We start from the raw sequence: 14206 nt of genomic DNA on the forward strand, positions 1-14206 counted from the left end.
CAGATTAGGCCAGGACGATGTCCGCCTTGTCCGGGTAGAACGCCAGGTGACCGGCGATTTCGGCGACCGCCGGATACGGGGCCTCATAGGTCCAGACTGCGTCGGTGACCCCGCCGACGTGGTAGTAGTTCGCCTCACTCTTGTACGGACAGTACGTGGTGGTGGCGCTGCGGCTGAGCGTCTCGAACACCACATCGGTGCGCGGAATGTATTGCACCGCCGGATAGGTCGACTCCTGCAGGGTCAGGGCGGCATCGGTCTGCGCGATGATCGCGCCGCCGACCGTGACGGTAACCCGGCGGCCGGTGGGCCTGATGGTGATGGGGTGGGCTGCGCTGGGCTGCAGCACCTGGCGCTCTGTCATACGGATCACAACGTTGCAGACACCGCCGAGGATTCCCGGGCATCTGCCCACGATGGGCATGACGTTCGACAGCGCGGGACTACGATCAGCCGCATGACCGCGCCCGTGAAAGCCACCGTGTCCATCGCCGCCGACCCCGCAGCGGTGTACGCGCTGATCACCGACCTGCCCACACTGGCCTCGCTGGCCGAGGAGGCCCATGCCATGGAGTGGCAGAAGGGCAACTCCGCCACTCCCGGTTCGGTTTTCAAGGGGCACAACCGCAGTGGCTCCAAGGCCTGGAGCACCGTCTGCACAATTACCGATGCCGAGCCGGGCAAGACCTTCGCCTTCGACGTGAAGTCATTGGTTTTCCCCGTCGCGCACTGGCGCTACGACATCGTGGCTTCCGACGGCGGCTGCACGGTGACGGAGTCCACCTGGGATCGCCGTGCGGGCTGGTTCAAGAAGGTCGCGGGCCTGGCCACCGGGGTCTCCGACCGTGACGGCGCCAACGCCGAGCACATTCAGCTCACCCTGCAGCGGTTGAAGGAACGCGCCGAAGGCTGATTGGCCCCACACCCGGGGTCAGAAGGGTGGTGGTGGTCCGTACTCTTCGGCGAGCCAGGCTTGGTAGTCGTGTTCGGTTTGGAGGTCGTTGTTGAGTTCGGCGCGTAGCCGGCGTTCTTCGGCGATGCGGTCGCGTTGGTCTTGTTCGCGGGTTTGATACCTCTTGGGCATCTTGGCCCCGCGCCCCGGAGTCTCGGCCGGCGGTGCGGGCAGGTCCAGGTTCCCGGTGGGTTGGGCCAGGGTGGGGAACATCGCGGCGCCGTGGGGTTCGGTGAGGTAGGTGTGCCCGGTCGGTGAGGTGAAAACGACTGTGCCATCGGGGTATTGACGGTCCGTCCAGCCCTTGACGAAAGTTTTGACCAGGTGATGGGCCCGGCAGTACAGCTTGGTGTTGGACGGATGCGTCGGCCCGGTCGGCCAGGGCGCGGTGTGGTCGATGTCGCAGCGTTCGGCGGGGGCGTCGCAGCCGGGGAACCGGCAGGTCAGATCCCGCCAGCGGATGAACTCCGACAGTGCCGCCGAGGGGCGATACCCTGGCTCACCCACACCGGCGGGATCCTCGGCCACCGCACGCTCGGCGGATTCGGCCGCCTCGCCGGAGCCTACTGCCTCAGGTGACTCAGTGGGGGCAGCCGGCTCCGTTGCTCCACCCGTCTCGCCGGGCTCGGCTGGCACCGGCAAGGGTACGGGTTTGATCTTGGCCGTAGCCGCCACCTTGCGCACGCTCTCGGCGGGCACGATGCCGTACCCGGGCAGATACCCCGGATCATTCGAAGTCCCGTCCACCGTGGATTGGTTGGCCAGCACGTGCACCACCGCCGCATCCGCAGCGGCCCGGTTCTGAGCCGCCGCGCAATCCTGGCGCCCGCACCGGCACAGCAGTTGGGCTTCCAGCCGGGCCAACGGGCCGATCGCATCGGCACGGCGCTGCTCATGGGTGCGCGGATCGTGCTCACAGACCGTGTCCGCCAGCGCATCGAGGCGCTGATTGAACGCGACACCGTCGCCGGCATCGACATTGGCCCAGATCGTGGCGTTGCCCAAGCTGCCGGGCTCGACCTGCACGAACCGCTCCTCGGTCAGATCCGGCGGGACCCGCACCCCATTCGGATCGAGTTTGGCGACCCATTGATCGATCCGGTCCCGCAACTGTCGTTCGGAGAACCGCATCCAGCGGTGCGCGCGGGCGGCCAGTTCGGCATCCAAGGATTCCCACACCGCCGGGTCGGTGGTGGCGGTGCGGGTGATCAGCATCCGCACCACCCGATAGTCGATATCCCCGACCGCGAACCGCGCCGCCACCTGAGGCAGTTTGTCCCGCAACACCCGGGCATGATGAATCTGGGTGCCGGCCCGACCGCGGCTGATCCGCATCGCCGCCGAAATCTCGGCCCCCACCGCTTCAAACGGATCGGTGGTCCAGAAAATCGACTCGGCCAACTCCTGTTCGCGTAGCGTGTCCAATTCCCCGATCGCGGCCAACCGGGCCGCGATCGCCACCGACTCCGCCCGCGCCGCAGCACTGACCGCATCGATCAGGTCGGCAGCGGAACGTTCGAACATATGTGCGATTATGCCACCACTGACCGACAAGTTGGCCGCACTCCCCTGACCAGAGCTAATGCGGCTTGCGAGTGATGACGTCGGCGACCCGCGCGATCGGCGAGGTCAGCGACCGTCCGCCGGCCTCGTGTCGGTCGGCGAGCTTGTAGGCGACATAGAGTCCACGCACGCCGAGCCACCGCAGCGGCTCGGGTTCCCAATTGCGCGATCGATGCCCGACCCACGGCAGCTCTGTGATGGAGGTGTCGCGACGCAAGACCAGGTCCGCCAAGGTCCGGCCGGCCAGATTGGTGGCGGTGACTCCGTGGCCGACATAGCCGCCGGCCCAGCCCAGTCCACTGGCCCGGTCCAGCCCGACACTCGCCTGCCAGTCCCGGGGCACGGCCAGCACCCCGCACCACCCATGGGCGATCGGCACCTCGCACACCTGCGGCAGGATCGAATGCAGCACGTCGGTGAGCAACCGGATGGTGCGGGCCGGTACCTGCCCGTCCACGTCGGTGCGGGAGGCGAAGCGGTAGGGGACGCTGCGCCCGCCGATGGCGATGCGATCGTCGACCGTGCGCTGCGCGTAGAAGAATCCGTGCGCACTGTCTCCCACGGTTTCGCAGCCCTGCCAACCGATTTCGTCCCACAACGCCGCCGGGATCGGGTCGGTGGCGATCATCGAGCTGTTCATCGGCAGCCAGGTACGGCGCAGACCTGGCAGCGCCGGGGTGAAGCCCTCCGTGGCGCGCAGGATGATCGGCGCCCGCACCGTGCCCAGGGCAGTGACGGCGCGGCCCGGCGCGATCTCGGTGACCGGCGTGTTCTCGTAGATCGTGACGCCGCGGCGTTCGACGGCTTCGGCCAACCCGCGGGCCAGCCGGGCCGGCTGGATCCGGGCGCAGTGCGGGGTGTGGTAGGCCGACACCACACCGTCAAAGCGAATATGTTCGGCGGCTTGCTCTTTCGTCAGTTCCGCAACGTCATTGCCCCAGGCGCGCTCCTCGGCGATCGCGTCGGCGAGGCGGGCCGCTTGGGCAGCGTTGCGGGCGATCTCCAAGGTTCCGCCCTTGACCGCCCCGGCGTCGATTCCCTCTCGACGGGCTACTTCGATCACGTCGTCGACGGCCTCGTTGAGTGCCTGCTGCCAGGCGAGCACCCGTTCACGTCCGTGCTGCCGTGCCATCCGGTGCCGATCACCCGGTGCCAGGCCCGACAGCCAGCCGCCGTTGCGACCTGACGCCCCGAAGCCCGCGAACCGGGCCTCCAGCACCGTGATCCGCAGCGACGGGTCGGCCTGCGCGAGGTAGTAGGCGGTCCACAACCCGGTATATCCGGCGCCGACGATGCACACGTCCGCATCCCGATCGTCGGGCAGGGGCGGTCGAGGCGTGGGCAGCTGGTCGAACCAGTGGGAAACCTGACCGTTCACCGTGTTGGGCACCGCTGGATTGTGCCAGGACTTCTCGGACGTCGGGCGGAATGTGAAGGCGCGTACATCCTTCTTTCTGCCAGGAGTCGATCAATTACTGCCAACGGAAATTGGCTGGCTGACCTCGCGGTTTACACAGGCATAACCGACATGGACGAGACAGGAAGAAGCAGAAAATGAAGAAGTTCGGATTCGCCGTCATAGCCGCCAGCGGACTGGGCGCAGCCGTCCTGGGCCTGGCCGCACCAGCCCTGGCCGCTGAGCCCGCTCCCGTCGCAGCTCCCAATGCCGTCACCATCTCCGCTGGTGTGGACCACTTGGATTGGCTGGACCAGATCCACCCCAAGCCGATGGTCCCGAAGGTGGACAACACCGTGCGCCACAGCGGCCGCTGATATCGACAGGCAAAGCGGGGCAGTCCGGAACGGACTGTCCCGCTTTACTGTTGGTGGGCATCAGCTCAGAACGCGTAGCGGTGATATTGCGCCATGTACCGCAGCACCGGTACCGGTTTCATGATGGCCAGCATCAACCGGTAGCGCCAGGCCAGTGTGGCGAACACCGGGTCGTCGAATGGCGACATCCGAGACAACAGCCGGGTACCCGGCACCGCGCGCAGGATGTCCTCGGGTTTGTCGATGGCCCAATGCAGTTTGGCCCCGGATCGGCGAACCACCGTGTTGATCCACTGCGATCTGATACCGAGGGTGTTGAACGCGTCGAATTGCAGTTCGCCGGAAGGAAATCCGTCGACGATGCGACGCAGCAACGCCACCCCGTCGTGTTCGGTGAGATACATCGTCAGCCCCTCACCGATCATCAGGGTCGGACGCTCGGCGGGAATGTCGCGCAGCCAGGCCGGGTCGGTCACCGAGGCGGCGATCACGTGATAGTGCTCCGCGGACGGGTAGAGCTGCTCGCGCAAATGTGCGACGTCGGGGTAGTCGATGTCGTACCACTCGACTCCGGGGCCGGGCTCCAGTCGGAAGAACCGCCCGTCCAGTCCGCACCCCAGATGCAGCACCACAGCCTCGGGATGCACGGCCAGGAACTGGCGGGTCCAGTGGTCGAAGTGCGCGCTGCGGGTGGTCACCGCCGGTGACTTCGCCTCGGTGATCGAGGTGCGGCTCCAGTCGTAGTCGATGCGGTCGGCGATTTCCTTGGCCAGCTTGTCACCGAGGATCGGGTGGGGCAGCCCGGCGTCGAGCGCCTTGGCATAGAACGTGGCCAGCATGGTCTGCGGCGCCCCGGAGAGGTCGACTTTCAGCTTGTCGGTCATATCGCCAGGTTAGGCCGCAATACGCTTGGCGCCCAGTGGCTTAACGTCCTACGGCGTGGTGTTCAGTTGCCGTTGCGGGCGCGTTTGGCCGCGCGTAGGCCCACCCAGAACTTCGCTGCCTCGGCGATCGATTCCTCGACCGGCCTTGGCTGCCAACCCAGTTCACGCACGGCCTTGGAGTGATCGAGCTCGGCTTCGGCCCGCATGAGCCGCAGGGATTCGAGCGACAACCGCTCATCGGTGCCACGGAGCTTGCCCTTGAGGGTGCCTGCGGCGGCGAGCGCGTAGGACACCGGCAGCGGCAGAGACCGCTGCGGGGGCGCGACACCGGCGGCCTCGGCCGCCAGCCGGGCCACCTCGGCGTTGCTGATCATCTTCTCCGAGATCAGGTAGCGCTCACCCGGGGTGCCGCGTTCGGCGGCCAGCAGCATGGCTTGGGCTGCGTCGTCGATACCGACTGCTTCCAGGTCGATCCCGCTCATCACAAACGGCAGCTTGCCGAAAGCCGCTCCGGCGATGATCGCTCCGTGCGGGGTCCGGCCCCAGTCGCCGCTGCCGTACGTGGTGGACACGCACATCGCGACGGCGGGCAGCCCGCGTTCACGTGCGTACTGCAGCACCAGTTCTTCGGCTTGCACCCGGGAGCGCACGTACGGCGTCACCCCCCGCAGGTCGATCACGTCGTCCTCCGAAGACCGTTTGCCGCGCTTGCGCCCGACGGTGACGTAGCTGCTGGTGTAGACGAATTTGCGCAGGCCGTCGATCTCGGCGGCGACCTCGAGCACGTTGCGGGTGCCCTCGACGTTGGTGCGAAACAACGGTGCCGGGTCGCGCAGCCATCCGCGGGGGTCGACGACACAGTGGTAGACGACGTCGCAGCCGGTCATCGCCTCGCGGAGAGCCGCGGTGTCGAAGACGTCGCCGAGAACCCGCGTGACGTCGAGGTCGTCGATTCCCACGGTGTTGGCGCCGGCCCGCACCATGGCCCGGATCTCGGACCCGTCGTCTGCGGTGGCCAACTGCCGCAGCACATGGGAGCCGAGAAATCCGTTGGCCCCGATGACCAGCTTGGCGCTCACTGGCCGCCCCCGAACTTCTTGAGCCACGCTTCGGCCTCGTCGGTCAGGGTGCCGAGTTCGGCCGCCTTGCGGCACCACTTGCGGGCCGCGGAGGCGAATCGCAGGGGGTTGTAGACGTCTTCCTGACGGCACCAGAGGCCGTCGCCGGCGTAGGTCAGGATCGAGATGTTGGTGGCGGTGATGATGGTGCCGTCACCCGGGTCGCGCATCGGATTGTCCAGTTCGCAGATGATGCGGCCGGTCGGCTCGTCGATCACCGACCACAGCGACGGGAACGACGTCATGTAGCTGCCGGGGAATGTGGTCATGGTCTTCCAGATCCACGGCCGTACCTGCTCGCGGCCTTTCATCGTGCCCACGGCGTGCTCGATGTAGTCGACGTCGACGGTGTAATGGTCGGCCCACACATCCCAGTTCTTGGTCTGCGCGGCCCGATCGACGGTCTGCTCGAACGTCTCGAAGGCAGCGGCGAGTTCCTCGCGGCTGAAAGGGCTGCTCGTCACCCCAAAACTAGAACACGTTCTACCGGTCTTTGTCGAGGCCCGTCACTGCGGTGCCAGCACCTGTCGGGAACCCAGCGGGGCCCGCAGTGCCACCTCGGCACTGCCCGGCAACACAAGGGCGATGCACATCCGGCCGACCGACTCCGGCGGCGTTCCGCCGCGAAGGTCGATCGTGACCGCATCCGCGGTCTCGTGCGTGACCAGGTGCACCCCGAAGCAATCCGGGGTACCCGCGGTGAAGTTGACCAGCAGGCCGTTCTCGTGACGGCTGAAGGATTCGATCCGGGTCAGATGCGGGTCGACGATCGCGGGGTTGTCGGTGAACAGCGTTCGGGCGGGATCCGGTGGCACCTCGGGCACCGCGACCGGGCCCCGCTCGGCCGCCGCGGTGGGGCATCCGGCGAACAGGAGTAAACCGGCAAGCGCGGTGGTTGGCACTACACGCATGCGCTCCACGGTAGCGCCGGAGCACAATGTGGTTTGACGAGCAGAAGGAGAGAAGGGCATGAGCAACCAGGCGAACGGGACGGCCACGGCGATCCTGGCAGGGGGCTGTTTCTGGGGCATGCAGGACCTCATCCGCAAGCAGCCCGGCGTGGTCTCCACCCGCGTCGGCTACACCGGCGGTCGCAACGACCACCCCACGTATCGGAACCATCCCGGGCATGCGGAAGCCGTCGAGATCGAGTACGACCCGGCGCAGACCGATTACCGCGCGCTGCTGGAGTTCTTCTTCCAGATCCACGATCCGTCCACCAAGGACCGGCAGGGCAACGACGTCGGCACCAGCTACCGCTCGGCGATCTTCTACCTCGATGACGAGCAGAAGCGCATCGCCCTGGACACCATCGCCGATGTGGACGCCTCGGGACTGTGGCCGGGCAAGGTGGTCACCGAGGTGACCGCGGCGAGCGATTTCTGGGAGGCCGAGCCCGAGCATCAGGACTACCTGGTGCACTACCCGAACGGGTACACCTGCCACTTCCCGCGCGCGGGCTGGAAGCTGCCCAAGCGGCAGACCACCGGATAGCCGGTCAGGCCCCCAGCGGCGTGGCGCGGCGATGCACGACGATGCGCCCGCCCGCCGCCGGGGTATAGGCCACCCCGCGGGAGTGCACCTTTTCGCCCGGTGCGGTGGTGGTCTCGATGACGAAGTGGCGCAATATCGTTCGCAATACCACGTCCATTTCCACGTTGGCGAAGACCGCTCCGACGCAGCGCCGCGTGCCGCCGCCGTACGGGAGCCAGCCCAGGCCGGGGCGGTTGCCGACGAAGCGCTGCGGGTCGAACCGATCCGGATTCGGGAACTCATTCAACGATTCCTGGATCTGCGATATCGCCACGATGACCGAGTAACCCCGCGGGATCTCCCACTCCCCCAACCGGATCGACGGCGCGTAGATGTGCCGGCCGGCGAAGTCGATGACGGTGCGATTGCGCTGCACCTCCAGGATGGTGGCCTGACGATACTCGTTGCCGTCGGTGGCGGCCTCGGCCACCAGGTCGGCCAGCACCTGCGGATGACGGCTGATCCGCTCGAAAGCCCAGCCCAGGGTCGAGGCCGTGGTCTCGTGCCCGGCGGCCAGCAGGGTCAGCAGCTCATCGCCGATGTCTTTGCGGGACATGGCAGATCCGTCCTCATAGGTGCTGCGTAATAGCAGCGCCAGGATGTCGTCGCGCTGGTCGAAGTCGGGGTCGGCCTCGACCTTGTCGATCAATCGGCCGATGACGGCGTCGTATTCCTCGCGGTATCTGGCCAACCGGCCCCACGGGCTGAACCTGCCGTAGGTCCGGGCCGGGGTCGGCACCACCACCAGCCGTGAACCCAACGTGACCCATGGCGGGATGATGCGGCGCAATTCATCGAGTTGCTCACCGTCGGCGCCGAACACGGCGCGCAGGATCGCGTTCAGGGTGATCCGCATCATCGGCTCGAGCGTCTCGAACTCCCGGCCCTCGGGCCAGCTCGCGGTTTCCCGCAGGGTCTCCTCTTCGAAGATCTGCTCGTAGTTCCTGATGCTCTTGCCGTGGAACGGCGGGGTGAGCAGCTTGCGACGGCGGCGGTGATCGGTGCCGTCGAGGGCGAACACCGATCCGGATCCGAGGATTCGGCTCAGGTTGGGCTGGATGTTGCCGACGTCGTCGGTGTTGGCGGCGAAGAGCTGCTTGGCCAGTTGAGCGTCGGCGATCATCACAGTGGGGCCGAAGATCGGGAGTTTGAGGCGGAAGACGTCGCCCTGGCGGCGGGCGACCTGTTTGACCACCCAGCGCCTGGCCACGGCAAAGCCGATGGCCTGCAAGGGCTTCGGAACCCGCGCGGGTGGCGGTATCCGCCCCGGCGTGACGGTCTCGGCGGACTTCTTTGTAGCGACGAGCTCGGTCATACGACCTCCAGCCAGTTCTGGTACCGCGCGGTACCAATGGGTTATGAGGTACGGTACTCCCAGGTACCAGGCAACGCAAGGGGGTCAGCCACGATGACCTACCGGCTGCGGTTACTCGATGGGCTCGCCACGGCGATCGCCGAGAAGGGCTATCGCGAGAGCACGGTGGCCGACATCGTCCGCCATGCCCGCACCTCCAAGCGCACGTTCTACGACCAGTTCGGCACCAAGGAGGACGGCTTCCTCGAGCTGTTGCGGGCCAACAACGCCGCCCTCGTCGACGGCATCCAGGGCGCCGTCGATCCCGACGCGCACTGGCAAGACCAGATCGCCCAGGCGGTGGGCGCCTACGTCGACCACATCGCGTCGGCCCCGGCGATCACCTTGAGCTGGATCCGTGAGTTGCCGGCGCTGGGAAGCAGGGCCCGCCCGCTGCAGCGCGCGGCGCTGCGCGAGCTGACCGATCTGCTCATCGAACTCAGTGGCAGTGCCGGCTTTGAGCGGGCCGGGTTACCTCGGCTCACCGAGCCGATGGCCATCATCCTGCTCGGCGGGCTGCGCGAGCTCACGGCGCTGATCGTCGAGGACGGCCGCGACATCCACGAGATCTACGGGCCTGCAGTGGCCGCGTCAACGGCGATCATGACCGCGAATTCAGCTGAGCAGCAAGCGCGCTGACTTCTCCAGCCGTTGCGTGACGGCCGCATACGGGTCGTAGCCCATGCCCGCCCACACCAGGGTCCCGGTGTAGAGCAGTTCCAGGGCTTCGATGACGTCCAGGTCCACATCGGGTCCGAGCGCGGCCACCAGCCGGCCGCGGATGTCGGCACCGATCCGTTGCCGCAGCACGTCCACGTCGGGATCCTTGCCGAGCAGCGCGTTGGTCACCGCCCCGGCGAACTCGGGTTCGCCGGCCAGCAGTGACGCGATGTGCTGCAATACCTCGACCACCCGGGTGGCCGGGTCCGCTGAGGTGTGCGCAGCCGGCGGCGCAGCCGAGAGCCGACGCCAGAACACCTCGGCCACGAGGTGTTCTTTGGAGGAGAAGTAGGTATAGGCCGTGGCTGCCCCGACACCGGCCTCGGCAGCCACCCGGCGCACGGTCAACCCGGGGAATCCGTCCCTGGTGATCAGCTGCAATGCAGCCTGACCCAGGCGCTCCACGGTGTCGGCCTGCCGGGCACTCAGACGGCGGCGCGTGGACTCCAAGGCCGCATCGGACACGTGTCCGGACGCTACTACAACCACCACTGGCCAGCAACGGTAGGTTGGGCATTCATGAGCACCGCCGACACCGCCCTGCCGCCCCACGCCCAACGCTTGTTCGACCTTGCCGAGCAGGTCACCGGCTTCATGCCGGCCGACGAAGGCCGCGCCCTCTACGACGCCGGATTGCGCTATCTCGGCGGCGGGATCGGGGTCGAGATCGGCACCTACTGCGGCAAGTCGACCGTGATGCTCGGCGCGGCCGCACAGCAGACCGGCTCGGTTCTCTACACCGTCGACCATCATCACGGCTCGGAAGAGCACCAGGCCGGCTGGGAGTACCACGACACCACCATGGTCGACCCGGTGACCGGACTGTTCGACACGCTACCCACGATGCGCCACACGCTGGACGCCGCGGGCCTCGACGAGCACGTGGTGGCCGTGGTCGGCCGCTCACCCGTGGTCGCGCGGGGATGGCGAACGCCGTTGCGGCTGCTGTTCATCGACGGCGGTCACACCGAGGAGGCCGCGCAGCGTGACTTCGACGGCTGGGCACGCTGGGTCGAGGTGGGCGGTGCGCTGATCATCCACGACGTGTTCCCGGATCCCGACGACGGCGGTCAGGCCCCGTTCCACATCTACCAGCGCGCACTGGCGACCGGTGCCTTCGCAGAGGTGGTCGTGATGGGTTCGATGCGGGTACTGGAGCGGACCTCGGGCGAACCGGGACAGTTGGACTAGCGGTCCCCGGCTTTTCCGCCGACACACTCGCAGTCATACTCCCCCTCGAGGCCGCGCGGCAGCCCCACGCCTCGGAAGATGCCGCTGGCCGCGGTGGTCCGCGACAAGGCGTCGGCGGCCAGGACCATCGCCGCACCGGTCCAGGTGGTGCGCTCCTCGGGCCAGCGCTTGCCGTCGGCGAAAACCAGTCCGGTCCAATAGGATCCGTCACCCTCGCGTAGATGCTGCATCGCCACGAACTGCTCGTGGGCCCGAGGAGTGTCGCCGATCGCATCCAGTGCCATCACCAGCTCACAGGTCTCCGCGCCGGTGACCCACGGCCGGTGGTCGACGCACCGGATGCCCAGCCCGGGCACCACGAAGTCGTCCCAGCGTTGCGCGATGCGGGCGTGGGCCGCCTCGCCCTGCAGGGCGCCACCGAGCACCGGGTAGTACCACTCCATGGCATGGGTGTCCTTGGCGGAGAACGCCTCTGGATGGGCGGCGATGGCGTGGCCGAGCCGGCCGACGGCCACCTCCCATTCCGGTTGCGGATCGTCGAGGAAATCGGCCAGCGCCAGGCCGCAGCGAATGCTGTGATACACACTGGCGCAGCCGGTCAGCAGGGCTTCCTCGACGGGGCCCGACGGGCTTGCCGCCCAGTAGATCTCGCCACCGGGGGCCTGCAAACCCAGCACGAAGTCGAGCGCACGGGTCACCACGGGCCACATCGACTCCGCGAAGGCACGGTCCCCGGTGATGAGCACATGGTGCCAGACGCCGGTCGCCACGTAGGCGCAGAAGTTGCTGTCGCTGTTGGCATCCTCGATGACGCCGTTGCGCAGCTGAATGGGCCAGGAACCGTCGGGCCGCTGCACGTTGCGACACCAGTCGAATGCCGCCCTGGCTGGTTCGATCAGCCCGGCCACGGTCAGCGCCATGGCATTCTCCACATGGTCCCACGGATCGGTATGTCCGCCGTCGAACCACGGCAGCGCCCCCGAGGTTTCCTGGGTCGCCGCGATCGAGCGCGCCGTCTGCACGCAGTCTTCTGGAGTCAGAACTCCGGGCACACCGGGGATCTCAGGCACAAACACAGCGCGGGCCTACCCGTTGTCTTCCGGCTTGTGGAAATACAGTGCAACGCTCTTGCCGATCACCGGGTTCAGCAGCGACTCGGCGGTGCGGGTGGCCCAGGGCCGGCCCATCATGTCCCACACCAGCAGCTGGTGGTAGGCCTTGACCGCGAAGTGGTCGTTCTTCTCCGTGCCGACAAGGCATTTGAGCCACCAGTACGGTGAGTGCAACGCGTGCTCGTGATGCGTATGGGTCAGCGTGAGCCCGTGGGCCAACACCTTGTCGCGCAGTTCGTCGGCCTTGTAGATGCGGATGTGCCCGCCCTCGTTGGCGTGGTACTCGTCCGAGAGCAGCCAGCAGAGCTTCTCGGGCAACCATCGCGGCACGGTGATGGCCAGCGAGCCACCGGGTTTGAGGACACGCACCAGTTCGGCGATGGCACGGTCGTCCTGCGGAACGTGCTCCAGGATCTCCGAGGCGATGACGCAGTCGAAGCTCGCGTCGGGGTACGGGAGGTCGAGAGCGTCTCCCTTGACGGCCTCCCCCTTGGCCGACAGCGGGACCTCGCCTTCTTCCCGCATGGCCTGCAACATCGTGTCGACATCGTTGAGGTCGGACACACTCTGGTCGAAGCCGACCACCGAGGCCCCGCGCCGATATGCCTCGAACGTGTGCCGGCCCGCGCCGCAGCCGACGTCGATCACCGTCGTGCCCGGTCCGACACCGAGACGGTCGAAATCGACGGTCAGCATGGCGCCACCTTTCCAACCCGAGCACGGGCCATCTCGTACACCGATACCGTCTGTGCGGCAACGGATTCCCAACTGAAGACATCGAGTGCCCGCTGTCGCCCGGCGGCGCCGAGCTTGCGGCGCTCCAACGGCGAGTCGAGCAGTTCACCCAGCACCGCGGTCAGCTCGTCGACGTCGGCCGGGCGCACCAGCCGGGCGCAGGATCCGTCGTCCCCGACCACCTCGGGCAGGGCACCCGTGCGGCTCGCCACGATCGGGGTGCCACTGGCCATGGCTTCCACCGCGGGCAGTGAAAAGCCCTCGTACAGCGACGGGATGCAGGCCACCTCGGCGGAAGCGAGCAGCGCGGCGAGTTCCTCGTCGCTCAGCCCACTGGAGCTGTGCACGATGTCGGAAATACCGAGTTCGGCAATGAGTTTCTCGGTCGGACCGTTCGGTTCGAGCTTGGACACCAACTGCACGTCGAGATCGCGGGCCACCCGCAGCCGGGCCACCGCATGGAGCAGATGACTGACGCCCTTGAGCGGGACATCGGCACTGGCGATCGCGATGATGCGGCCGCTCACCCGGTGGTCGCTGGGCTTGAACAGTTCGGTGTCCACACCCAGCGGCACGATGTGCAGCTGATCCGGTGTCACCCCGAAGTCCTCGGCGATGTCGGCGGCAGACGAGGACGACACGGTGAGCAGCTCGGGGATCCTGCGGGCCACCTTCTTCTGCATCTCGGCGAACCCGTACCAGCGCCGCACCAGTGGCTTGCGCCACCACTTGGCGGCGGCGATCTCGACCACCCGGTCGCGGGTGATCGGGTGGTGCACGGTGGCCACGACCGGCAGGCCGCTCTCGGCGATCTTCAGCAGCGCCGAGCCCAGGCTCTGGTTGTCGTGCACGACATCGAACTCGTCGCGGCGGTCGGCCAGGATGCGGGCGACGCGCATGGTGAACGTCCGCGGCTCGGGGAACCCGGCGCTCCACATGGTGGCCAGCTCCAGCGCGTCGATGCCGGAGCGGATCTCGCTGGGCCTGGGCACACGGAAGGGGTCCGGTTCGCGGTAGAGATCGAGGCTGGGGACCTTGGTCAGTTTGACCCGCGGATCGAGCCCCTCGGGGTAGGGCTGGCCGGAGAACACCTCGACGTCATGGCCGAGTTCGGCGAGCCCGCGGCTCAGATAGCGCACGTAGACGCCCTGGCCGCCACAATGGGTCTTGCTCCGATAGGACAGCAACGCGATACGCATAATCAGATCACCCGACGGCCGAAATCGTGCTGAGCTGGGAATACACGCTCACGCGTTGACTCCGAACCCTCT

17 protein-coding genes are annotated in these 14206 nt (G+C 67.2%); 5 read left to right on the forward strand and 12 right to left on the reverse strand.

The annotated features are described in order from the left end of the window. Positions 1-4: 4 nt before the first annotated feature. Entirely contained in the window at positions 5-364 is a 360-nt protein-coding gene (locus tag BKG60_RS29785; RefSeq protein WP_075910490.1) for a DUF427 domain-containing protein, read from the reverse strand. A gap of 93 nt (positions 365-457) precedes the next feature. On the opposite strand from BKG60_RS29785, the gene BKG60_RS29790 reads away from it, so the two are divergent. Then, positions 458-913, forward strand: a complete 456-nt coding sequence (locus tag BKG60_RS29790; protein ID WP_075910381.1) for an SRPBCC family protein — start codon at positions 458-460, stop codon at positions 911-913. 18 nt (positions 914-931) lie between these two features. Here BKG60_RS29790 and BKG60_RS29795 read toward each other — a convergent pair whose 3' ends face one another. Both BKG60_RS29795 and BKG60_RS29800 read right to left on the reverse strand, forming a co-directional pair. After that, entirely contained in the window at positions 932-2476 is a 1545-nt protein-coding gene (locus tag BKG60_RS29795) for an HNH endonuclease signature motif containing protein (protein WP_075910382.1), read from the reverse strand. Between the two features lie 55 nt (positions 2477-2531). Continuing rightward, the gene (locus BKG60_RS29800; RefSeq protein WP_075910383.1) at positions 2532-3905 is read right to left on the reverse strand and encodes an NAD(P)/FAD-dependent oxidoreductase; all 1374 of its coding nucleotides are present in this window, start codon (positions 3903-3905) and stop codon (positions 2532-2534) included. Between the two features lie 164 nt (positions 3906-4069). Here BKG60_RS29800 and BKG60_RS29805 point away from each other — a divergent pair, with 164 nt between their 5' ends. After that, the gene (locus BKG60_RS29805) at positions 4070-4288 is read left to right on the forward strand and encodes a hypothetical protein (RefSeq protein WP_075910384.1); all 219 of its coding nucleotides are present in this window, start codon (positions 4070-4072) and stop codon (positions 4286-4288) included. Positions 4289-4353: 65 nt separating this feature from the next. On the opposite strand, the gene BKG60_RS29810 is transcribed toward BKG60_RS29805, so the two are convergent. The 4 genes from BKG60_RS29810 to BKG60_RS29825 all read right to left on the reverse strand — a co-directional run bounded on the left by BKG60_RS29810 (position 4354) and on the right by BKG60_RS29825 (position 7201). Continuing rightward, entirely contained in the window at positions 4354-5172 is an 819-nt protein-coding gene (locus BKG60_RS29810) for a class I SAM-dependent methyltransferase (RefSeq protein WP_075910385.1), read from the reverse strand. A 62-nt stretch (positions 5173-5234) separates the two neighbouring features. Beyond that, on the reverse strand, positions 5235-6251 hold the full coding sequence (locus BKG60_RS29815) for an NAD-dependent epimerase/dehydratase family protein (RefSeq protein ID WP_070186636.1): 1017 nt from the start codon (positions 6249-6251) through the stop codon (positions 5235-5237). After that, positions 6248-6754, reverse strand: a complete 507-nt coding sequence (locus BKG60_RS29820) for a nuclear transport factor 2-like protein (protein ID WP_070186635.1) — start codon at positions 6752-6754, stop codon at positions 6248-6250. Before BKG60_RS29820 ends, BKG60_RS29815 begins: the two co-directional genes overlap by 4 nt. Positions 6755-6796: 42 nt before the next feature. Beyond that, positions 6797-7201, reverse strand: a complete 405-nt coding sequence (locus tag BKG60_RS29825; RefSeq protein WP_070186634.1) for a hypothetical protein — start codon at positions 7199-7201, stop codon at positions 6797-6799. Positions 7202-7259: 58 nt separating this feature from the next. Here BKG60_RS29825 and msrA point away from each other — a divergent pair, with 58 nt between their 5' ends. Further along, the gene (gene msrA / locus BKG60_RS29830; RefSeq protein ID WP_070186633.1) at positions 7260-7784 is read left to right on the forward strand and encodes a peptide-methionine (S)-S-oxide reductase MsrA; all 525 of its coding nucleotides are present in this window, start codon (positions 7260-7262) and stop codon (positions 7782-7784) included. A gap of 4 nt (positions 7785-7788) precedes the next feature. On the opposite strand, the gene BKG60_RS29835 is transcribed toward msrA, so the two are convergent. Next, positions 7789-9138, reverse strand: coding sequence for a cytochrome P450 (locus BKG60_RS29835; RefSeq protein ID WP_070186632.1), 1350 nt, complete (start codon positions 9136-9138; stop codon positions 7789-7791). Positions 9139-9231: 93 nt separating this feature from the next. Between BKG60_RS29835 and BKG60_RS29840 the strand changes: the two genes are divergently transcribed. After that, entirely contained in the window at positions 9232-9816 is a 585-nt protein-coding gene (locus BKG60_RS29840) for a TetR/AcrR family transcriptional regulator (RefSeq protein WP_070186631.1), read from the forward strand. Here the strand turns inward: BKG60_RS29840 and BKG60_RS29845 are convergent. Beyond that, complete coding sequence (locus tag BKG60_RS29845; RefSeq protein ID WP_070186630.1) at positions 9793-10362, reverse strand: TetR/AcrR family transcriptional regulator; 570 nt, start codon at positions 10360-10362, stop codon at positions 9793-9795. The two genes, BKG60_RS29840 and BKG60_RS29845, sit on opposite strands and share 24 nt — an antisense overlap. Before the next feature lie 54 nt (positions 10363-10416). Here BKG60_RS29845 and BKG60_RS29850 point away from each other — a divergent pair, with 54 nt between their 5' ends. Continuing rightward, positions 10417-11088, forward strand: coding sequence for a class I SAM-dependent methyltransferase (locus BKG60_RS29850; protein ID WP_075910386.1), 672 nt, complete (start codon positions 10417-10419; stop codon positions 11086-11088). On the opposite strand, the gene BKG60_RS29855 is transcribed toward BKG60_RS29850, so the two are convergent. From BKG60_RS29855 to BKG60_RS29865, 3 genes are read right to left on the reverse strand one after another with little or no spacing between them, the layout of a single operon-like run. Next, positions 11085-12164, reverse strand: coding sequence for an MMP endo-(1,4)-3-O-methyl-alpha-D-mannosidase (locus BKG60_RS29855; protein ID WP_165617809.1), 1080 nt, complete (start codon positions 12162-12164; stop codon positions 11085-11087). The two genes, BKG60_RS29850 and BKG60_RS29855, sit on opposite strands and share 4 nt — an antisense overlap. A 9-nt stretch (positions 12165-12173) precedes the next feature. Then, positions 12174-12896, reverse strand: coding sequence for a class I SAM-dependent methyltransferase (locus tag BKG60_RS29860; protein ID WP_070186628.1), 723 nt, complete (start codon positions 12894-12896; stop codon positions 12174-12176). Then, positions 12890-14134, reverse strand: coding sequence for an MMP alpha-(1->4)-mannosyltransferase (locus BKG60_RS29865; RefSeq protein WP_075910387.1), 1245 nt, complete (start codon positions 14132-14134; stop codon positions 12890-12892). The genes BKG60_RS29860 and BKG60_RS29865 overlap by 7 nt, the downstream gene beginning before the upstream one ends. Positions 14135-14206 lie beyond the last annotated feature (72 nt).

Source organism: Mycobacterium syngnathidarum (assembly GCF_001942625.1).
In the GTDB taxonomy this organism is placed as follows: Bacteria; Actinomycetota; Actinomycetes; order Mycobacteriales; family Mycobacteriaceae; genus Mycobacterium; species Mycobacterium syngnathidarum.

Coding starts and splice junctions, on each gene's coding strand:
- BKG60_RS29785 (WP_075910490.1), bottom strand. CDS start 364: ATGACAGAGCGCCAGGTGCTGCAGCCCAGCGCAGCCCACCCCATCACC.
- BKG60_RS29790 (WP_075910381.1), top strand. CDS start 458: ATGACCGCGCCCGTGAAAGCCACCGTGTCCATCGCCGCCGACCCCGCA.
- BKG60_RS29795 (WP_075910382.1), bottom strand. CDS start 2,476: ATGTTCGAACGTTCCGCTGCCGACCTGATCGATGCGGTCAGTGCTGCG.
- BKG60_RS29805 (WP_075910384.1), top strand. CDS start 4,070: ATGAAGAAGTTCGGATTCGCCGTCATAGCCGCCAGCGGACTGGGCGCA.
- BKG60_RS29810 (WP_075910385.1), bottom strand. CDS start 5,172: ATGACCGACAAGCTGAAAGTCGACCTCTCCGGGGCGCCGCAGACCATG.
- BKG60_RS29825 (WP_070186634.1), bottom strand. CDS start 7,201: ATGCGTGTAGTGCCAACCACCGCGCTTGCCGGTTTACTCCTGTTCGCC.
- msrA (WP_070186633.1), top strand. CDS start 7,260: ATGAGCAACCAGGCGAACGGGACGGCCACGGCGATCCTGGCAGGGGGC.
- BKG60_RS29835 (WP_070186632.1), bottom strand. CDS start 9,138: ATGACCGAGCTCGTCGCTACAAAGAAGTCCGCCGAGACCGTCACGCCG.
- BKG60_RS29840 (WP_070186631.1), top strand. CDS start 9,232: ATGACCTACCGGCTGCGGTTACTCGATGGGCTCGCCACGGCGATCGCC.
- BKG60_RS29850 (WP_075910386.1), top strand. CDS start 10,417: ATGAGCACCGCCGACACCGCCCTGCCGCCCCACGCCCAACGCTTGTTC.
- BKG60_RS29860 (WP_070186628.1), bottom strand. CDS start 12,896: ATGCTGACCGTCGATTTCGACCGTCTCGGTGTCGGACCGGGCACGACG.
- BKG60_RS29865 (WP_075910387.1), bottom strand. CDS start 14,134: ATGCGTATCGCGTTGCTGTCCTATCGGAGCAAGACCCATTGTGGCGGC.